The sequence below is a fragment of the Methanolobus tindarius DSM 2278 genome, from assembly GCF_000504205.1.
Taxonomy (GTDB): Archaea; Halobacteriota; Methanosarcinia; order Methanosarcinales; family Methanosarcinaceae; genus Methanolobus; species Methanolobus tindarius.
In genome coordinates, this window is the sequence record NZ_AZAJ01000001.1 from 1,471,489 (window position 1) to 1,492,006 (window position 20,518).

At 41.1% G+C, this 20,518-nt stretch carries 22 protein-coding genes; 13 read left to right on the forward strand and 9 right to left on the reverse strand.

From position 1 onward, the window contains the following. Positions 1 to 13: 13 nt before the first annotated feature. Positions 14 to 550, reverse strand: a complete 537-nt coding sequence (locus METTI_RS07190; RefSeq protein WP_023845155.1) for an AAA family ATPase — start codon at positions 548 to 550, stop codon at positions 14 to 16. A 127-nt stretch (positions 551 to 677) separates the two neighbouring features. Between METTI_RS07190 and dusB the strand changes: the two genes are divergently transcribed. From dusB to METTI_RS07225, 7 genes are all read left to right on the forward strand, one after another. Continuing rightward, on the forward strand, positions 678 to 1,634 hold the full coding sequence (gene dusB, locus METTI_RS07195) for a tRNA dihydrouridine synthase DusB (RefSeq protein ID WP_023845156.1): 957 nt from the start codon (positions 678 to 680) through the stop codon (positions 1,632 to 1,634). Between the two features lie 269 nt (positions 1,635 to 1,903). Further along, a complete protein-coding gene (locus tag METTI_RS07200; RefSeq protein ID WP_023845157.1) occupies positions 1,904 to 2,452 on the forward strand; it encodes a pyruvate ferredoxin oxidoreductase subunit gamma in 549 nt (182 codons plus the stop codon). Next, entirely contained in the window at positions 2,449 to 2,709 is a 261-nt protein-coding gene (gene porD, locus METTI_RS07205; protein ID WP_023845158.1) for a pyruvate synthase subunit PorD, read from the forward strand. Before METTI_RS07200 ends, porD begins: the two co-directional genes overlap by 4 nt. After that, complete coding sequence (gene porA / locus METTI_RS07210; RefSeq protein WP_023845159.1) at positions 2,710 to 3,924, forward strand: pyruvate synthase subunit PorA; 1,215 nt, start codon at positions 2,710 to 2,712, stop codon at positions 3,922 to 3,924. After that, positions 3,921 to 4,796, forward strand: a complete 876-nt coding sequence (porB, locus tag METTI_RS07215) for a pyruvate synthase subunit PorB (RefSeq protein ID WP_023845160.1) — start codon at positions 3,921 to 3,923, stop codon at positions 4,794 to 4,796. The genes porA and porB overlap by 4 nt, the downstream gene beginning before the upstream one ends. A gap of 256 nt (positions 4,797 to 5,052) precedes the next feature. Next, positions 5,053 to 5,706: an endonuclease III gene (gene nth / locus METTI_RS07220; RefSeq protein ID WP_023845161.1), complete on the forward strand. Its 654-nt coding sequence runs from the start codon at positions 5,053 to 5,055 to the stop codon at positions 5,704 to 5,706. 158 nt (positions 5,707 to 5,864) lie between these two features. Continuing rightward, positions 5,865 to 6,149 carry a DUF3303 domain-containing protein gene (locus tag METTI_RS07225; protein ID WP_023845162.1) on the forward strand — a complete coding sequence of 95 codons (285 nt, stop codon included), beginning with the start codon at positions 5,865 to 5,867 and terminating at the stop codon, positions 6,147 to 6,149. An 89-nt stretch (positions 6,150 to 6,238) separates the two neighbouring features. Here METTI_RS07225 and METTI_RS07230 read toward each other — a convergent pair whose 3' ends face one another. Further along, positions 6,239 to 6,946 carry a DNA alkylation repair protein gene (locus tag METTI_RS07230; protein ID WP_023845163.1) on the reverse strand — a complete coding sequence of 236 codons (708 nt, stop codon included), beginning with the start codon at positions 6,944 to 6,946 and terminating at the stop codon, positions 6,239 to 6,241. A gap of 132 nt (positions 6,947 to 7,078) precedes the next feature. Here METTI_RS07230 and METTI_RS07235 point away from each other — a divergent pair, with 132 nt between their 5' ends. Both METTI_RS07235 and METTI_RS07240 read left to right on the forward strand, forming a co-directional pair. Beyond that, a complete protein-coding gene (locus tag METTI_RS07235) occupies positions 7,079 to 7,648 on the forward strand; it encodes a hypothetical protein (RefSeq protein ID WP_023845164.1) in 570 nt (189 codons plus the stop codon). A 127-nt stretch (positions 7,649 to 7,775) separates the two neighbouring features. Next, positions 7,776 to 9,431: a SulP family inorganic anion transporter gene (locus METTI_RS07240; RefSeq protein WP_023845165.1), complete on the forward strand. Its 1,656-nt coding sequence runs from the start codon at positions 7,776 to 7,778 to the stop codon at positions 9,429 to 9,431. A 276-nt stretch (positions 9,432 to 9,707) separates the two neighbouring features. Here METTI_RS07240 and METTI_RS07245 read toward each other — a convergent pair whose 3' ends face one another. From METTI_RS07245 to METTI_RS07255, 3 genes are read right to left on the reverse strand one after another with little or no spacing between them, the layout of a single operon-like run. Continuing rightward, positions 9,708 to 11,102 (reverse strand): hypothetical protein, encoded by a 1,395-nt coding sequence (locus METTI_RS07245; RefSeq protein WP_023845166.1) that lies wholly within the window; start codon positions 11,100 to 11,102, stop codon positions 9,708 to 9,710. 10 nt (positions 11,103 to 11,112) lie between these two features. Beyond that, a complete protein-coding gene (locus METTI_RS07250) occupies positions 11,113 to 11,814 on the reverse strand; it encodes an ABC transporter ATP-binding protein (protein ID WP_023845167.1) in 702 nt (233 codons plus the stop codon). Between the two features lie 28 nt (positions 11,815 to 11,842). Next, complete coding sequence (locus METTI_RS07255; RefSeq protein ID WP_023845168.1) at positions 11,843 to 13,048, reverse strand: aldo/keto reductase; 1,206 nt, start codon at positions 13,046 to 13,048, stop codon at positions 11,843 to 11,845. A 112-nt stretch (positions 13,049 to 13,160) separates the two neighbouring features. Between METTI_RS07255 and METTI_RS07260 the strand changes: the two genes are divergently transcribed. Continuing rightward, positions 13,161 to 13,862: a class I SAM-dependent methyltransferase gene (locus METTI_RS07260; protein WP_023845169.1), complete on the forward strand. Its 702-nt coding sequence runs from the start codon at positions 13,161 to 13,163 to the stop codon at positions 13,860 to 13,862. Positions 13,863 to 13,885: 23 nt separating this feature from the next. Here the strand turns inward: METTI_RS07260 and METTI_RS07265 are convergent, their stop codons facing one another. Then, positions 13,886 to 14,203, reverse strand: coding sequence for a hypothetical protein (locus METTI_RS07265; RefSeq protein ID WP_023845170.1), 318 nt, complete (start codon positions 14,201 to 14,203; stop codon positions 13,886 to 13,888). Between the two features lie 126 nt (positions 14,204 to 14,329). Here METTI_RS07265 and METTI_RS07270 point away from each other — a divergent pair, with 126 nt between their 5' ends. Continuing rightward, complete coding sequence (locus METTI_RS07270; protein ID WP_023845171.1) at positions 14,330 to 15,154, forward strand: TrmB family transcriptional regulator; 825 nt, start codon at positions 14,330 to 14,332, stop codon at positions 15,152 to 15,154. Between the two features lie 16 nt (positions 15,155 to 15,170). Here the strand turns inward: METTI_RS07270 and METTI_RS07275 are convergent, their stop codons facing one another. From METTI_RS07275 to METTI_RS07285, 3 genes are all read right to left on the reverse strand, one after another. Further along, a complete protein-coding gene (locus METTI_RS07275; RefSeq protein ID WP_023845172.1) occupies positions 15,171 to 15,629 on the reverse strand; it encodes a phosphate-starvation-inducible PsiE family protein in 459 nt (152 codons plus the stop codon). A 175-nt stretch (positions 15,630 to 15,804) separates the two neighbouring features. Beyond that, positions 15,805 to 16,659, reverse strand: coding sequence for an EFR1 family ferrodoxin (locus METTI_RS07280; RefSeq protein WP_023845173.1), 855 nt, complete (start codon positions 16,657 to 16,659; stop codon positions 15,805 to 15,807). Positions 16,660 to 16,767: 108 nt separating this feature from the next. Continuing rightward, positions 16,768 to 17,925 carry a baeRF10 domain-containing protein gene (locus METTI_RS07285; protein ID WP_023845174.1) on the reverse strand — a complete coding sequence of 386 codons (1,158 nt, stop codon included), beginning with the start codon at positions 17,923 to 17,925 and terminating at the stop codon, positions 16,768 to 16,770. A gap of 429 nt (positions 17,926 to 18,354) precedes the next feature. Between METTI_RS07285 and epsC the strand changes: the two genes are divergently transcribed. Beyond that, positions 18,355 to 19,317: a serine O-acetyltransferase EpsC gene (gene epsC, locus METTI_RS07290; RefSeq protein ID WP_048135267.1), complete on the forward strand. Its 963-nt coding sequence runs from the start codon at positions 18,355 to 18,357 to the stop codon at positions 19,315 to 19,317. Between the two features lie 61 nt (positions 19,318 to 19,378). Further along, entirely contained in the window at positions 19,379 to 20,308 is a 930-nt protein-coding gene (cysK, locus tag METTI_RS07295) for a cysteine synthase A (protein ID WP_048135268.1), read from the forward strand. Positions 20,309 to 20,518: the final 210 nt, after the last annotated feature.

Here is a 20,518-nt window from a genome sequence, read left to right on the forward strand (position 1 = left end):
TGCCGGTTGATTATTACTTCACAAGTGCCATGATTTTATCTCTGAAATCATCAAGGGTGCCATTGTTCTCAACAACAACATCTGCAATCTCCATTGCTTCACCCATTCCCCATCCAAGTTCACGATCATCCCTGACCTTCAGTTCACTTATATCTTTCATGTCATCACTTCTCTTGCGGGCAAGCACACGATTGAACCTTATTTCAAGAGGTGAATCCACGGAAACAAGCGTGAAATCTGAGCCAAACGCCTCTTTGAAACGCTCAACTTCAGGAACACTGCGAACACCATCGATTCCAATGAAATCCTCATTTGTAGCCTGGATTTTAGGGATACATCTCTTTGCAACAGCATCCCTGCCTTCCTTTTCACGCAGGTCTGTGCCCACGCCACCGGTATTGGCGTCTGTTGGCTCAAGTCCCCTGCAGACTACCTCTTCCCTGATGACATCTCCCATATTGATTACAGTGATACCTTTCTGGCGCAGAACAGATGCTGCCTCTGATTTGCCCGAGGCCGGCATTCCAACAAAAGCTAAAATCTTAGTCATAAATGAACCTGTCTTGTTTTATTAATATTAGTAAAGGATAAGTGTTAAAACTTAATTTCTGGTGATTTAATAGAGTTTTCCATAGATCCTACTTATATATTAGTATACCCTTCGATAGGACATTCCCATGAAAATTGCTGACATCAAGATTTCAGGAAATATCCTGCTTGCACCCATGTCCAATGTGACAAATCTGCCTTTTCGCCTCATGTGCAAAAAATACGGTGCATCATTTACATACTCAGAAATGATTAGCTCAGATGCTGTCATCTACGAGAATGAGAAAAGCATAAACCGTGGAATGAGCTGTGAAGAGGAAAGACCACTTGGGATTCAGATTTTTGGAAACTCTGCTGAAAACATGACAAAAGCAGCTCTCCGGATAGAAGAGATCTACCAGCCGGAAATTATAGATATCAATTTTGGCTGTCCTGCAAGACTCCTGACAAAAGACGGGTGTGGGTCTGCGCTTTTAAGATCACCTGAACTTATTCATGAAATCATCACAGGACTTACAGACAACCTGTCAACTCCTGTGACTGCAAAGATTCGTGTTCTTGAATATATGGAAAAAACCCTGGAAATAGCACACCTGATAGAAGATGCAGGTGCGGATGCATTAACTGTTCATGGAAGGACAAGGCAGCAGCAGTATTCAGGAAAAGCTGACCATTCTTATGTAAAAAAAATAAAGCAGGAACTCAGTATTCCTGTTATTGCTAACGGTGATATCATTGATGAGACATCTGCACGGCAGGTTCTGGATTATACTGAATGTGACGGGATAATGATCGGCAGGGCTGCAATGGGTAATCCTTTCCTTTTCAGGAGGATTTCTCACTACCTTGAAGCCGGGGACATACTTGATTATAATGAATGCAGCCAGAGAATTTCAGACCTCAGGGAATATTTTGGGCTTTTAGAAGAATATGACCTGATGCATACTGTCAACATAAAGGCGCAAGCACAGTGGTTCACCCGTGGGATGAGAAATGGCAGACATATAAGGAGGAGCATTGCCAGCTCAAAAACTATAGACGAGATTTTGCGAAGTCTGAGTGAGATGTGCAAACATGCCGATTGATAGCATAAATATATCAATTTAACCAATTTTAATATGTATATTTTTATTAATTTTCAACACATTAACGGTGTAAATTACCGAAAGACTAAATAGTAATTAACCGATTCTACACAATTAAACATTGCATTTAACGTCAGTTGACGAAAAATCTGATGCTTTCAAGTATCTTTTTTCGACACCTTACGCGCGATGTTACCCGATAAAAACGTATAAAAAATCGGAATAATTTGTTATATCTATTATTACACATGGTTTATGGAGAATTCTAGATGAAAGAAATACGCATACACGGCCGTGGTGGTCAGGGCTCTGTCACAGCTGCTGAACTTTTGGCCGTTGCTGCTTTTGCAGACGGTAAATTCAGCCAGGCCTTCCCCGCATTCGGTGTCGAAAGGAGGGGTGCACCGGTCCAGGCATTCACAAGGATCAACAATGAACCAATCAGGCTCAGAAGCCAGATCTACGAACCTGATTACGTTATTGTACAGGACCCTACACTCCTTGAAGTAGTCGATGTTGCAAGCGGTCTCAAGGAAGATGGAATACTTATTATCAACAGTGATTTTGATGCAGACAAGTTTGACCTTGACACCAAGGCAAAGATAATGACTGTCAATGCAACAAAGATTGCACTGGACATTATTGGAAGACCTATAGTTAACACAGTCCTTCTGGGTGCTTTTGCAGGAGCAACAGGCGAAATCGAACCAGAATCAATTATGGAAGCTGTTAAGGAAAGGTTCCCTGGTAAAGTAGGAGACAGGAATGCTGAAGCTATCCAGGAAGCATACACAATGATGAAGGAGGCTAAGAAATGAAGATTCTTCCAGGTGGAGTCTGCGACGCAGGCACAACCAGAGTAAACAAGACTGGTGGATGGAGAACTTTCAAGCCGGTTTACGATTACGACAAATGCATTAAATGTAAGTTATGCGAACTCCTGTGTCCTGACAGTTCAGTGAACCCAAGAGATGACGGATATTTTGAGTTTGACTATGATTTCTGCAAGGGTTGCGGAATATGTGCAAACGAATGTCCAAAGAGCGCAATCACAATGGTTCTGGAGGAGAAATAAATGGCACCAGAAAACAAACTTGACAAAAGCAAGATGGTCGTTGTCGAAGGTTCATACGCTGTTGCACACGCTGCAAAAGTCTGCAGACCAAATGTAATTTCAGCATACCCTATCACACCACAGACCCACATTGTTGAGGACCTCTCACAATTCATGGCAGACGGTGAAATACCAAACTGTGAATACATCAACGTGGAATCTGAGTTCTCAGCTCTCTCAGCCCTTGTAGGTTCTTCAGCTGCAGGAGCAAGATGTTACTCTGCAACAACCTCACAGGGTCTTGAACTCATGCACGAGGTACTGTTCAACATTTCAGGTATGAGACTGCCTGTTGTAATGACAATCGCAAACAGGGCTGTCAGTGCACCAATCAGCATATGGAATGACCACCAGGACGCAATCTCCCAGAGAGACACCGGATGGCTTCAGCTCTACGCAGAGAACACACAGGAAATCTCAGATATGACCGCTCAGGCATACAAGATCGCTGAGGACAAGGACATTCTTATGCCTGCAATGACCTGTATGGACGGTTTCATTCTTTCACACGTTTACGAACCTGTTGTACTTCTTGAACAGGACCTTACAGATGAATTCCTGCCTACCTACGAACCAGAAAATGTTCTGGATCCAAAGAACCCACTGAGTTTCGGTGCTTTTGCAGACCCTAACTACTACACAGAGTTCAGGTTCCTGCAGGAACAGGCAATGCAGAAAGCTCTTAAGAAAATAGAGGATGTAGCAAATGAATTCTACGACGTATACGGAAGATACTACGGAGGACTTATTGACGAGTATCGAACAGATGATGCAGACATCATCATCATGGCAATGGGATCCATTGTCGGAACCATTAAGGACGTCATTGATAAACTCAGAGACAGGAATGTGAGAGTAGGTCTTCTTAAGGTCAGATCATTCAGACCATTCCCTGTTGAAGCTATTAAGAATGTTGTCAAGGATGCAAAGGTTGTTGTCGTACTTGACAAGAACATCTCACTTGGACTTAACGAAGGTGCACTCTTCACCGAAACAAAGTCTTCCCTCTACAACACCGACATCAGAATACCTGTAGTTGGTTACATGATCGGTCATGGTGGACGTGACATCAAGGTGGACACCATCACAAAGATTATCGATGAAGCTACAGAGGTTATGAAGACAGGTATCAAGATCGAGAGCCAGTTTACCGATGTGAAGGAGGAACTACTATGAAATCATTGTTAGCCCCGGGACACAGAGGATGTGCAGGTTGCTGTGACGCAATGGCTGCAAAGTTTGCACTTATGGGCGCCGGCGAGGACTGTATTGTCATCAACCCGACCGGATGTCTTGAAGTTATGACCACCCCTTTCCCTGAAACTGCATGGGATGTACCATGGGTACACTCACTTTTCGAGAATGCAGCTGCAGTAGGAGCTGGTGTTGAAGCTGCCCTTAAGGCACTTGGTAAGAAAGAAAACACCAAGGTACTTGTAATGGGTGGAGATGGTGCAACACTCGATATCGGTATGCGTTCCATTTCCGGTGCATTCGAAAGAGGTCACGACCTCACTTACGTTTGTATCGACAATGAAGCTTACATGAACACTGGTGTTCAGAGAAGTGGTGCAACACCATACAATGCTTCAACCACAACAAGTCCTTCAGGAAAGGTTTCATTCGGAAACCCAAGACCAAAGAAGAACATGCCAGCTATCATGGCTGCACACGGTGCACCATATGTTGCAACAACTTCAATCGGTTTCCCAAAGGACATGATCAAGAAAGTCGCAAAGGCTACTGAGATTGAGGGACCAACCTACATCCACGCACATGCTCCATGTACAACCGGATGGGGATTTGACACTTCAAAGACAGTGGAAGTTGCAAAGGCAGCTGTTAATACCGGTCTCTGGCCACTCTACGAAATGGAGGATGGCGAGGTTACAAAGGTCAGAAAGCTCGGAAAGAACATTAAACCTGTTGAGGACTACCTCAAGATGCAGCGTCGTTTCAGCCACCTCTTCAAGATGGAAGGCGGCGAAGAAGAGATCGCAAAGATCCAGGCTATTGCTGACAAGAACATTGAAGTTTACGGGCTCTAAACCCGTATCTTTTCTTATTTTTATTTTCTCTTTTTCATTCGTAATCCTTATATCACAATACTCACTTTCTGTGAGTTCCCACCATACCTGTTTCAGATATGTCACCGGGATGTTTATTTCATTAAATTGTATTTACAACAATATATTGGAAGAATTCTATTCTTGACAAAATATTGTTTCTGTTATTATTTTTAGTTCTAGTGGAAACACTGGGGTACTCAATAAAGCTAAAAAGTATCAAATTATAATTCATCCCATGACCATTCAATCACCTGTCCCTGACAACAGAGAAAATTTTGACGAAATATTTAAGCTTCTGCAAAAAGAATACCCCAATGCAGAACCTATGCTTCATTTCAATAATCCTCTGGAACTGCTGGTTGCAACTATTCTATCAGCCCAGTGCACTGATAAACAGGTGAACAAGGTTACACAGGTTTTATTCAAAAAATATCAAAATGTAGAAGATTTTGCCAACGCTGACCTCACAGAACTTGGAAAAGACATCTACACCACAGGATTTTACCACCAGAAGGCAAAGCACATTATCGGCAGTGCACAGCTTATCATTACAGAATTCGGTTGCAGAGTTCCCGATAATATGGAAGACCTGCTTAAACTTCCGGGAGTTGGCAGAAAAACCGCAAACATTGTCCTTGCAAGAGGTTATGATATTATTGAAGGAATCGCGGTTGATACCCATGTAACAAGATTATCCCAGAAGCTTGGGTTTACAAAAAATAATGACCCAAAAAAGATAGAGATAGATCTTATGGCTCTTGCTGAGAAGAAAGACCTTGAGAATCTTTCCATGACACTGATACTTCATGGCCGGAATGTGTGCATCGCAAGAAGACCGAAGTGTGGGGCTTGTGTTGTGAGCGAATTGTGTCCTTCAAGTGAAGTTTGAAATTCTATTTTTATCATTCTTAGTAGAGGTTCCTGTTTTTCAAAATTAGAAAATATTTACTTAAATTATATTTAAATTATTTTGTTTCTTCAACTAATAAATACGTGGCATGCATATAATAAATTATTAAAAAGAGCAAAATTAAAGGAGGGTGGAAAATGTTGTTCATGGACATTATGACGTGGGATCCAAAAGACAACGAAGAAATAGAAAAGAGGTACATGTCATGGGAGTATCCTGAAGGCTACAATATGATATCAGAGTGGTCTGATGTATCCTCATGTAGGGTCTTTATTGTTTACGAGCTCGAAAATGAGGAAGCATATGCCAGAGCTGCATTCCCATGGAGAGATATAGCAAAGCTTGAAACCATTCCTATAATGGATACAAAGAAAGCTGTTGGACTCGGCGAGAAGATGGAAGCTGAAATGGCAATGGCCTGATAGTTAGAGAAAAGATAACCTGACATTCCTGTCAGGATTTTTTTTATTATGAGAAAACAAAAAACTGAGACTTGAACTTATGTTAGTTACTATTTTTCCATCGCCTTAACTCTCATTTCCTTCGGCATTTTCTCAATAGCGTACCTGAGAGCTGTCCTTGGCATAACTTTCCTGTTAGCCACCACGTAGTCAAATACTTCCTGCTGGTGCTGCTTACTTGCTTCCTTGAGCATCCACCCGTAGCCTTTCTGAACCAGATCATCTTCATCGGTCAGCAGCATATCAGCAATCTCAAAAATATCATCCAAAAACTCTCCCCTGCGAGCCGCTAAAATGAGTGTTACAGCAGCGGCACGCCTGTACCAGCGATTCTCAGATGCTGTCCACTTTTTGAGTGAATCAATGTACTGAGGATACATGTCGATGAATGTACCGATGGTGTGATTGCAGAGAGTGTCACATTTTGCCCAGTTGTTGACATAATCCCCGACCCATCTCTCAAACATAGCAAAATCCTCAGGTTCATACTGTTTTCTCAGGTTGTACGACCACTCGAATGCAATGAACGCCTCCTCCATGTAATCTGAACTGAGGAGTTCCTCGCAGAGTGAGAATATCTCCTGCTTGCTTTTGCCTGATATTTGTTTGTAATAGGTCTTGGCTATTTTTCTGGCAACTGGAGTTTTCATGCCATAGCATTTTATCGGTTCTTTGAAGAAGCGGTTTGAACTTTCTCTGGCTTCTTCATCAGAGTTTTGTTCTAGCTCGGCTCGGAGTTGGGAGATTATTGGAGTCATAGGGTTTTATTGGGTTGGGTGGGAGATAATTGTATGGATAAGAGAAAACTAGATAGAGAAAAAAATGAAAGTATCTTGGAAATTTCACTCGAATATAAGTTATTTCAAATACAATAGAGTTAAAGAAATATTATGAAAACAATAGATTTTTTACTAAAAAATATCCTTGCTCCGTTAATAGTCGCTTTTTTAACTCCATTTGTAATTTCATTATATTCTCAGATAACAACAGATAATTGGAAGTATCTATTGGAACAGGTATCATTTACTCAAATGTACTTATTTTTAGCAGTTATTATTTTTTGGGAGATGGGGATCATATTGAAAAATAGATATGATACTGTTAAGAGGGAAAACTTAAAGGCCGGAGCTTTAACAAGACATTTTCCAATTGATGGTTATGAAACAATATTTCAGATACAATATAATGGTGTTCTATGGGACATTCGTGTTCCAAAAGGAATAGATTCATTTTTGGTATCATCCAAAACAGTCGATAGAATAGATGTAAAATTACCACCAAAGTGTCCACTATGTAAAACTGAGCTTGAGCAAACAAGATCTTTTATCAAAGGATACAAATGGAAATGTGTTTCTTGTGGTTTTACAAAAAGAAACAATGATATCTGGCATAAAGAAGCAGAGAGAGCTAAGAAAATTGCTAAAAGAAAATTAGAATTCCATATTGATGAAAATAAATAATTTAACCATTTTTTCATAATTTCCAATACCATCTATAACTTATTTTCATTATCAATCGGTTTTATATATTTAATAACACTTTTACCCACCATCAGAACATTTTTGACGCGGGTCAGCTGGCTTTCAAATGGATATTCAAAACAGAGTCTCAAATTACCTTAAAGAATCGTTTACGAGTGATTTAAAGGCCGGATTTATCACGGCTGTTGTGGCATTGCCACTTGCTATTGCTTTTGCTATTGCTTCAGGTGTAGAGCCCCAGATGGGTTTATACACAGCCGTCATCGCAGGTATTTTGGTAGCATCAACCGGAGGCTCACGGTACTCCATATCCGGACCAACCGGAGCGATGACCGTAATCATACTTTCAACACTGCACAGCTTCGAGCTTGAAGGACTCCTCCTTGCAGGCTTCCTCGCTGGTGCATTTCAGATACTGTTCGGAATCCTGAAACTTGGTAAAGTAGTCAAATACATCCCTCTACCCGTCATATCAGGATTCACGAGCGGTATCGGTGCAATCATTCTCATAGGTCAGATACCAAACGCACTTGGACTTGTCATCCCTTCAAAAGAACATGTATGGGAAACACTATACGCCATAATCTCCAGTGCAAATCTCATCAGCACAACAGCAATAACAATCTGTGTCACCACAATTCTCCTTCTCTTATTCCTGCCAGGACTTATGGCCAGAATAAAATATATCAACAGCCTCCCACCGTCAATAATCGCACTCATTCTCTCAGTTATCATAGTATACCACTTCGGATTTGAGATACCACTTGTAGGCAGCATCCCTGCCGGACTTCCACAAATCCGGATGATAAACTTCAACCTTGAACTGCTCATGAATGTCCTCCCGGCAGCTCTCACCATAGCACTTCTCGGAGCAATCGAAGCACTACTCTGTGCCGTGGTCTGTGACGGTATGACCAACAGCAGACATGACAGTAACAAAGAACTCATAGGTCAGGGAATCGCCAACATGGCACTGCCCTTCTTTTCAGGAATTCCATGTACAGCAGCAATTGCAAGAAGTGCAGTCAACATCAGGGAAGGTGCAAAGACCCGGATGTCAGGAATAATTCACGCCCTGATACTTCTTATGATACTCGTTTTCCTCGGTCCAGTTGCTGCTTTCATCCCTAAGGCATACCTTGCAGGTGTGCTCATTCTGGTTTCCCTGAGAATGATAAACATTGACGAGTTCAAAACCACCATGAGCATCAGCAAAATGGACACCGCAGTTCTGCTTGTAACTTTTCTGCTTACCGTACTCACTGACCTTGTATTCGCTGTCCAGATGGGTATGTTCCTCTCAATTATACTACTCTTCATAAGACTCACAAACGTTATCGACATCCAGACAATGGAGAACTACGACAGGACAAAAGGCATCAATGCCACCATCTTTGCTGACCCATACCTTGAGAAAAACGTCTCCGTCTACACCATTAACGGACCATTCTTCTTCGGAGCCATGAACGTCTTTGAGAGCAAAATAAATGAGCACATGGCAATAAGCAAACCTCACATAATCCTGCGTATGCGCTATGTCCCTTTCATCGATACAACAGGAATCGAGCGCCTCAAAAGCTTTATCAAGGCAAGCAGGAAACAGCACCAGAGGGTATATCTTACTTCAGTACAGCCCGAGGTCATGAAGAGAATGGAAAGCGACCTGGAACTGACAGAACTCATGGAAAAGCAGCATGTGCATATTTGTGAGAGCAGCCAGAAAGCTCTGGAGTTTGTTAAAAAAGAAAATGACAAAAAATAAATTGAATTTCTGTAAGAAGAGAAATAAAAATTGTCTCTGTAGAAATGATTGAAATAATACGTTCGGGACTACAATTATCTATATTGGTGTACGAACAGATATTTGCTTAACTCGCCGATATTGATCTCATCAGAATTTCTACAGAGGCGAGTAGTTACGTTTTATTGTTGGGTTAAAGAAGATAAAAGATTTTCCCCTGTAAAATTTACACAGCGTGATGTTTTAGTAAATCGCTAAAATTGTCAGATCAATAAATTATCAGGAAATTGTGGATAGTCAAATTTCCCACTGATCCCACTTTACAAAACTCTTTTTAAGCACAAACAAAGAAACCGGCATCAGTAGAACAGACACAAGCACCAGATACAAGTTTACCTGAGCAAGAAAAATAGTTCCCAGAACAATAGGACCGATAGCCAGCACATAGCTTGCAAACGTGCCTGCACTGTATAGTGAAAATGTTGTGTTAAGACCTGTCAGGTAAACAGTCACCGAAACAACATACATGGAAATTGCAACAAACAGAATTGCCATGTGAACAATGTCAGTCAATCTCCCTGCATAAATAGTAGCTATCACAACCACCAGAAAAGGAACTACATTGAGCAGCGAATAACTGTTGAGCTTACTTCTAAGAACATCAGCAACCGTTAGCGGAAGGAAGGAGTATGAGCTGAACATGTCGAACTCAACCAGCCAGTTATACATTGAAGATGCCATCATGCCTACAACCACTGTGAAAACCACAAGAGTGTCCAGTCCAGGAACAGCTTTAAGCAACTGGGGCAGGAACAGCCATACAAGCAAAACAGGCACAAGGAACGAGAATACTATTTTTCCTGCACCTCCCTCACTGCGGCTGAAATCCAGATAGTCCTTTGCCATAAAGTGAGAGTAAGCATAGAAATTCAATCTCTCAGAAATTTCACTGAACTGGTTTTTGTAATGTTTCTGAGATTGCGGATAATCCACTTTCAGGAATATCAGGGATATTATTGATGGCACAAGAACAAGAGCAAAACAGGTAATTAGAATATTCAGGGAAGGCTCAGTATAGAAAACAAATGATGGAAGCCTGTAGAATACTTCAAATTCGAGTCCCTGAAAGAAAATCAGGAACAGTACTGGAATCAATAGCAACAGGAAAAGAGCCTTCTTTCCAAGATTTGCATAGATGGTGGATAATAAGAATACAAATGAAAGTCCGATGCAGAATGACAGGAACAGTGTCATCAGCAGCAGGAAGAAAGAATAATGAATATCAATAATTATGGCTCCTGCCACAAATCCAACTGTGAAAGGCAGCACGTACAGGAAGAAATAATAGAGAACATCCTTGACAATGAAATTAGCAAAAATGACTCTCTCAGATATTGGAAGCGTCCTTGAGGAATAAGCCAGCAGACTTGCCTGTCCGAAACGCCTGTTCATGACTTCCCTGCCAAGCAAGCCGAAACCTCCAACCATTGAACCCATTAAAAGCAGGAGGTAATGGATTCCCAGAAGCACATCGGTCTGGCTGATAATCCTCCAGAATATAATCATGGAAAGTGAGAGTAACATGGAAACTGCTGCAATCACAACAGGAAAGAGAGCAAAGCCCCTGTCTCCAAAGAATGCGGAATGCATCCTCCATTCTTCTTTCATCATGTTCCTGAACAGCTCAAACATTACCGGCACCTCAGTTTACAAGTTCAAGGAAGAAATCTTCAAGTGGCCTGTCACCGATTGCAGGGTCGTCCATGTTTCCTGAAAAAACCAGCTTTCCCTTGTAGATTATACCCATGCTGCTGCATATTTCCCTGGCAATTTCCAGAATGTGGGTTGATATGAAAACAGTGCCACCTTTGCTAACATAATCCTTAAGATAATCCTTGACCTTGCGCTGCATCAGCGGATCGAGATTGATGAGAGGCTCATCGATTATCACAAGCTCAGGCTCGTGCAGGAATGCCTGTGCAAGCATCAGTTTCTGTCTTGTTCCCCTGGAAAGGTCTTTGCAGAGTACATCCTTCTGGCCTGCAAAATCAAGATACGAAAACCACCACTCACACTTATCTTTAAAAGCTTCAAGCTTTCTTATTTTAGCAACAAAGTACAGGTATTCTTCAGCCGTAAGGAAACTTGGTGGCGTTTCCTGTTCAGGAATGATACCGGTAAGCTCTTTTACTCTCAAAGGATTGGCAAGCACATCGACTCCAAGCACTGAAACCTCACCTTCAGTTGGTTTGATCTGGCCGGTGAGCATCTTGATAATTGTTGTTTTGCCTGAACCGTTCGGACCAAGAAGTCCGAATAGTTCACCTTTTTTGACTTCAAGGTCAACGGCATCCACAGCCTTGAGGTCACCGAAATTCTTTGAGAAATTCTTTACGGTTATCATTGCACCTACCTGCAATCATCATTTTATTTTAGCAACTGTCATCAGCAAACAACTGTTTTGCAAAAGCAATTCTCTCCCCAAGTCCCGGACCTTCAAATTCTTCTGCAACTTTCTCAAGCATGTCAGGTATTGGAATATGCTGAGGGCATGCATCCAGACACTGGCCACACTGCACACACTGTGAAGCAAAATTTGTCTCTGCACCTCTGAGAATTCCACCCATTTTCGCAGCATACATCATCTTAAGTCTGTCTTCACCACCGAACATGTGCAGGTTGTTGTAGACATCAAAACATGCAGGGATATCGACTCCTTCAGGACATGGCATACAATATCTGCACCCGGTACAGTTGATCTTCATGAGCTCACCGTACTTCTCTGCAACTCTTTCCACAAGTTGAAGTTCTTTTTCGGTCAGTGAATTTGCAAGACCTTCTTCTGCAATTTTCAGGTTTTCTTCAACATGTTCCGGTGCACTCATACCTGAAAGAATAACAGTAACTTCCGGGTGGTTCCACACCCATCTAAGGGCCCACTCAACAGGACTGCGTTTTACATCTGCCTCGTTCCAGATATCCAGAACTTCCTGTGGAACGGGGTCTGCAAGATTTCCACCACGCAGGGGTTCCATAATTACAACACCAAGACCTTTTGATGCAGCATATTTGAGACCTGCTGTTCCTGCCTGAACATTGATATCCAGGAAATTGTACTGAATCTGACAGAAATCCCAGTCATAAGCATCGACTATCGGTGCAAAATCTTCAGGGTCGCCATGATAGGAAAAACCTGCATTGATTATGCGACCATCGGCCTTTGCTTTGTCAAGGAATTCAAGTACGCCGATTTCTTTAATTGTTTTCCAGCTACTGCCTACAAGACTGTGTATAAGATAGTAATCGATATGATCGGTATTGAGTTTCTCAAGCTGTGCGTTGAGGAACTTATCCATATCCTCTGGCTTTTTAACCATCCATTGTGGCTGCTTTGTGGCAAGTTTTACCTTTTCCCTGTATCCATCTGTAAGTGCACAGCCAAGAAAAGTCTCACTTTCTCCCATGTGATAGGGCCATGCGGTATCAATATAGTTCACTCCATTATCAATAGAATTTCGAACCATGTCAGTTGCCGTCTTCCTGTCTATACTTCCATCTTCATTTAATGGCAGACGCATGGCGCCAAAACCCAGTATTGAAATTTCATCTCCGTTTTTTGGCATTTTTCTGTATAACATCCTCTTATTCTCCGATTTTAAATATCAAAATGACTAATCAGTCATTTGATTCTTACATTACTTAAAGTCTCTGCAAAGGAAATATAAAGAATGAAATGTTCCATTTTGCTATATGCCTTCTGCCAAGGATCCAGAAAATAAAACCCCTCATCTTCCAGAGGATTACGACAATAAAATATCCACTGTCCTTCCATATTACAGATCCTTCCATGAGGAAACCATAAATCTCGTCGCATCGCTACCGGAAAAACCAAAGGTATGGATGGATACCGGATGTGGAACAGGTACATTCATTTCAAAAACCATTGAACATTTCCCTGACACAAAATTCCTGATGCTTGACCCTTCAGAAGGAATGCTGAAGCAGACAAGGGAAAAACTCTCATCATGCACCTGTGACAGGGTGAAAATTCTCGAAGCTTCTGCAACCCAGGATTTCACACAGGAGCTAAGCGAAAAGCCTGATGTAATTACTGCAATCCAATGCCACCATTATCTTGACATGCAAAACAGGAAAAAAGCAGTGGAGAAATGTTATGAACTTCTCAAAGAAGGTGGATTTTTCATCACTTTTGAGAACATCAGCCCACTTACAGAAGAGGGTATCAGCGTTGGTAAAAGATACTGGGGAGATTTCCAGAGAGTTCACGGGAGAACTGAGGATGAAATCAAAATCCATCTTGAACGTTTTGGAACTGAATATTTCCCCATCACAGTTGAACAGCACCTCAAACTGCTCAGGGAAACCGGATTCAGAACTGTGGAACTGTTCTGGTACTCTTACATGCAGGCTGGTTTCTACTGCATTAAGTGAAAAACCGGAAATTCGTTCGATACTTAGTGATTACCGTGGCACCCATGATTAACATGATGGGGGTCATCCGTTCCGTGTGGATACTTCTCTTTCAATATTTCATGATATGTCTGCATTTCCTCAGGACTCAGTGCATCAGATGCTTCTTTTACGCTTTTATCTGCCTCATCCAGTGTCAGTTTCAATGTGAGCATTTCAGGAGTAATCTTTTCCATTATTTCATGATATGTCTGTATGTCCTCAGGACTCATGTCCTTATGTGCTTCTTTTATGTTTAGATGTGCCTCTTCTATTGCTTTTTGTAATGCAGCCATTTTAGGGGTCATTCTTTTATCTGTCATTTTTGTACCTCTACATAATCTATTTATTTAAACACCACTTATGAGTTGTGTCTATCTAATTACTTAAATAGAAATCAATATTTAAACGGTTTACACTCTGGATAACACATACAATGGGTTTCAAAGATGCTGGAAAATAAATTGATAAAACTGGGATTGAACAAGTACGAAGTTGATGCCTACCTTTATGTTCTGAAACATGGGATTGCGGAAGCTGGTGCTGCCCACAAAGAAACCAATATTCCTTATGGTAAAATATACGAAACTATGAATTCACTTGTAACAAAAGGCTTATTTGAAGTCCAGAACAGCAGGCCTAAAAAGTATATGACCAAAAAACCCAGCAACGCATTGAACGGACTTTATGCCGAAAAGAAGAAACAAGTGGATGAGGATCTGGAAAACACAAGAAAACTTATCATTGATATTGGAAAAGAGATCGATGAGATCAAGACCCAGAAGCCAGCAGAGAGATCATTCTGGATAACTGCAATGGGAAATGAAATTCCAGAGATGACAAAATCAAATTTTGAAGAAGCAGAAAAAGAAATATGTATTTTGCTTTATCTACCTAAAACAGCAGCATCAGGTTTTCATTCACATTCAGATGAAACGAATGAATCTGAGACTCGACAGGAAATGATGAAAGCCTTTGAACGAGGGGTTAAATTACGAATGCTTTCTTCAAAAGAAACCGGAATGATGCACACACCGGATGATGAATCCTATGGAATGAACAACACTGCCGGTAACATTGAGATCAGATATCAGGATGAGCCATTCCCTGCATATTTCACGATCATCGACAACGATAAGGTTGTATTCAGCATAATCGATCCCGTTGAACAGAATAATGTGATAGCCATGACAAAAGTCTGGGACCAGCGACTGGCATCCAAACTACAGGGAAAATTCGAGGAAATGTGGGAATCAGCTAAAAAACTGCATTGATGAAAGAGCATCTTGCTCATTCTTCCCCTGATTTTCTATCCATTTCCAATGATTTTACATTCACATTACCGGATGCTGGAAACCTCACTGCAATCCCACGTACAATACCTAAAACTAAAAGCAATGCTGCAAATACAAGCAAAGTCTCTGTTTCAAATTCATGACTGTAGATAAGTACGGTAATCTCACGCAAAACTATCAAAATAGTTGCGTCGGTCACATACGTAAGCCTGATCCTTTCATGGACCTGGTAATCTGCAAAAGCTTTGAAAAAATCAATAAGCACAAAAATTGTCAGTACACTGTAAACTACCTGACTGAAACCACCTTTTTTTAACCATACCAGTCCGATATTCTGGAAAACATTAAACATTCCTACTATTATCGCCAGCAGTAGTATATACAGAACAATAATTGTCACTATGTTGATGACTTTCCTGAATATCTTCTCGTGTGTTAACATACCATATGACATGAACCCCGCCAATTTTATGATGGAAATAGAGTTAGTTCATTATATGCACGTAATGTATTTCTTTTCTACCATTGTGCCCATTTGAGCGCTTTAGTATGAAGACAGAGTTTACTGTGTCAAATAAAGCAGCTAAGAAAGTATGATAAAAGTTTTTATTTTGCTGCTTATCAAAGACTCATAAAAATATCTTGCTTTCCATCCCGTCTATTTCCTCTTTAGAGGTATTATGCATTTTTAATTTGTTTTCCCATGAATTTGCTATATCATTTGTGTGCAAAACATTTTCTGGACAACTTGCAATACACCTGAAACATGCAATACAGGATTTCGGATTCACTATACCTCTTACTGCGTCCATAGAACCTGTAGGACAAAGCTCTTCGCACTGCATGCACAAGCAACATTCCTTGCCATCCCTTGTCGGAAGTTGCGTTATCAAACGGAACCTGTATTTTTCAGCTTCATCCAGTTGTTCCACAGGATAAGGTGGTTTTTCAAAATCATTTACTTTTGTGAGCTTATCAGCCCTGAATCTTTCAAGTGTTTTGACAGTGTATTCCTCTGCTACTTTCATATCTGAATTATCCGGTCGCCCCTGAGCAGCCTCCCACCCGCTATAATTAAAGGTATGTGCTCCCAGAAATTCTGCAGTGGAAACAAGAGCGAAATCACGTTTCTCAAGTAATTCCTTGATATAATAGTGAGCTGGTTCTTTTCCGAATCCTCCATAAGTAAAAAACACCGAGCACCTCTTTGACTCACCATTCTGGCGCATAAGCCATTCCCTGCAAACGCGTGGTGCCCTTAAAGAATAAATAGGGAATCCGAAAAAGACAGCATCATAGTCACTAAAAGAAATATTTTTATTTCTGTCCTTGGGGGAGCTTATATCAAACTGAGTAACAGAAACTCCCAGGTCACTTAGTTTACTTTTAATTGTATCAGCAATCTTTCTTGTATTTCCCGTAGCAGAAAAGAAAACGATGATCACATTAAAAGGTGTGATATCTTCTTTTTCCATATTTTCCATTTATTATTCTCCTTTTTATTTTGCATCGAATCTAATCTAGATTCCATATCTGATCGAAAGATAATGGGTTAAGAATTAATTCTCTTATACCCTTGAAGTCCTCTGATTTTAATATCTCAGAAGCGCACCCACCACATTATCAGAGTCAAAAAAATCCTCTATTTCCACAAACTCGACTTTTGCACCGGTACGCTGTGCCATTTCATAGAGTTCTTCGACCACATTCACAACCGATGTCGGACCTCCACATCTTTCACACTCTTTTGGAGGCTTAGCATTTGCCTGCAGGTTCTGGCATTTCTCACAAATCCATCCAGGAACAGATGAATCTTTCAGAATTACTAAGGTGTTGACTCTTGCCTGTTCAAGTGCGGTTTTTACATCTTCAAGTCCATAAGCGGCAAGACCACCTTTGAGAATCGCAGCTTTAAGTTCTTCAGCCACAGTTACTGCCTCAGAATGCTCACTTTCCTGAAGCACAGCATCTCCGGCTTCTACCAGCTCATCCCTTGAGATATCAATAGGAACGTCAATAACACCCAGAACCTTATGCTGGATTTCCTGTGGAAGCATTTCCATAAGCTGCTGCTTTGCTTCTCCTGGTCCTGCAAGAACAAAACCTCTTGTCTGCAGTTGGTCACAGGTCTCCTGAACATTTTCAGCAACTTCTGACAGGAAGGATTTGATTGCACCTTTTCTCAGGTGGTTAAAACGAGCCTGGCTCCAGCCTCCTTTTTTGTGCTTGTTCATAAGATCGGTTGAGAGGTGTTTCTTTTCTTCTGCAATATCCGAGCGTATGCATGTAAACTTAGCTTCCTGGGAATCAACCAGAAGCACGCCGTAGTCCTCATAATCTGCTCTCAGTTTCGCCAGTGGAAGCAGATATGGTGATGTGTCAAGAACGAAAGACTGCTCCGGTTCCACTGCAAGTCTGTAAACATGAAGAAAAGCTTCTTTTGAGCTTGCAAAAATGATTCTTCCTTTTTCGCCTGAAATCGGCTCGTCAAAAATTGAGGACTTTGCCATCTCAAAAGTCTTTTCAAACTCAGAGCGAAGTTCAGGGTTCAAAGCTTTTTTGATAGCACTTGCCCTTGAATCCACAAAGATATCATTCAGGTGCTCATTTTCCCTACCTGACACAGGCAGGTAAACTGAAAGATAGATGTCCTGCTCATCATATATCTCAGACAGCGCCCTGATATCAATATCGGTAACCGGAAGCAGTTCCTCACTTATAATCTCTTTTTGATCTTCAGATAATTGCATAAAATATCTAATGTTGTTTTCTATTTAAATTTATTTACATCATCTCTGGAAGGATGGCTTATTAAAATGTAAGCAAATAGGATATTAATTATTATAATTAACTGATTCCAGGCATAGACTGGATTTAACTTGTCATACTTCTCTACTGGAAATAAAGGGGTCTTAAAGTGCCCTGATTCTCAGTAAAAGTCCTTTAACCAGCTAAGATTGCTATTCTCTTATTCCAGATCAATACTTCGATAGCAGCTTCCAAAATCTTAAATGCAATCATTTTCAATCTTATTATGGGTTTGCTGAAAGTGGGTACTTCTGAGTGCAGTCAGAATTTAGAAATAAAAACACTATACAAAAAAAGAAGTTTGTGATAGGGAAATGCTGTTAACGGTGTTAACAGTACAAATAAATAACAGTGAAAAAGGTGTGATAAACATGACCAAAACATCATCAGAACAAAAAAGATGCTCGATTCTGAACTCCATGGTCGACAACATATACCGCCCGGAAATTCCTGGTATCGTAGACCTTGTTGTCAACAGTTGTTCTGACAGGGGATGTTTTGACCACCTTGAAGCGGCCGTGATTCCATCCAGGGAAGCGCTTATTGAAATTATCGACCTGATTAAGGATATTCTCTTTCCCGGCTATTTCGGGGATCAGACAGTTGATAAGAATACTCTCCCTTATCATCTGGGAAATGAGATCACCGAACTGTTTTCAAAGCTCTCGGAACAGATAACCAACAGCATAATTCATGAATGTAACCGCCACGATGAGGAGTGCACAGAATGCATAGATCGCGGCCATGAGGAAACATTACGGTTCCTGAAGAAAATACCTGAAATCAGGTCCATGCTGGCTTCAGATATCATTGCCACTTATGAGGGAGACCCTGCAGCCAAGAATTATGATGAAATCATCTTCAGCTATCCGGGAATATTTGCAATGACTGTATACCGATCAGCACATGAACTGCACAAACAGGGAATATCCATAATACCCCGCATCATGACTGAGTATGCTCATAGCGTTGTAGGAATCGATATTCATCCTGGCGCAAATATAGGTAAAGGATTCTTTATCGACCACGGTACAGGTGTGGTTATCGGTGAAACCTGTGAAATTGGGGACAATGTTCGTATCTATCAGGGAGTTACCCTGGGTTCCCTGAGCTTTCCAAAGGATGAAACCGGAAAGCTCATCCGGGACAAAAAAAGGCATCCTACCATTGAAAATGACGTCGTCATCTATTCCAATGCAACTATTCTTGGTGGAGATACCGTAATTGGAGCGAGAACGGTAATAGGTGGTAATGTCTGGATTACAAAATCTGTTCCACCTGATACGAAGGTAGTCATCGAAGAACCACGACTCATTTTCAAGGAGAAAAAATGAGAGTATCTGTCATATGCTTTGAATCTCAGGAAATCAATTAATTTTAAAGGGAGCTGGTAAAATCAGAATTCATGAAGACATAACAAAGACCGTTGGAAGGACCCCTCTTGTCCGCCTGAACAGAATAACTGAAGGGTGCCATGCAACTGTGATAGGTAAAGTTGAATCCTTCAACCCATTGAGTTCAATTAAGGACCGTATTGCCCTTAATATGATAGAGACGGCTGAAAAGGAGGGACTTCTCAATAAGGATTCTGTTGTTATAGAACCAACATCAGGCAATACAGGAATAGGACTTGCATTTGTCTGTGCTGCAAAAGGATATCGTCTTATTCTTACGATGCCGGAAACTATGAGCATTGAAAGAAGAAAGATACTCAGATTGCTTGGCGCTGAGATAGTTCTCACTCCGGGAAGTAAAGGCATGAATGGAGCCATCGCGGAAGCTGAAGAGATGGCAAAGAAGACTGGGAATTCCTTTGTTCCACACCAGTTTATGAATCCTGCAAATCCTGATGTCCACCGCCGTACAACAGCCGAAGAGATCTGGGAAGATACAGATGGTGAAGTGGATTATCTTGTGGCAGGTGTCGGGACTGGAGGAACTATTACCGGAGTATCTGAAGTAATTAAATCCCGCAAGTCTTCTTTTAAGGCAATAGCTGTGGAACCGGAGGATTCACCTGTTCTTTCCGGTGGGAATCCCGGGCCACACAAGATACAGGGAATTGGCGCCGGTTTCATCCCTGATGTACTAAATACGGAGATCATTGATGAGGTTATAAAAGTCAGCAATGAGGAGGCTTTTGAAACTGCAAGACAAATGGCAAAAAAAGAAGGAATTCTTGTAGGAATCTCATGTGGAGCGGCTCTTAATGCAGCATTGCAGATTGCCAAACGGGAGGAAAATACCGGAAAAATGATAGTTGTGATATTACCGGACACAGGGGAGAGATATCTAAGTACAGCACTTGCTTATTTTGAAGAATGAAAATTGTAAGGAGCTGTACATTGTAAACTATATTGATGACTGTCCCTGTATATTTTATGCATTTGAGTTTATTTATATCCAAAACCTATATATCCCATCAAATTCAATTTTTATTTGGGAGTAGTAAAATACAAAATCTGTGATGCGGAGTAATGACTCTGTTTTTCCGGGTTCCTTTGTTACCGGGACATCTAATAAAGGATACCAGGT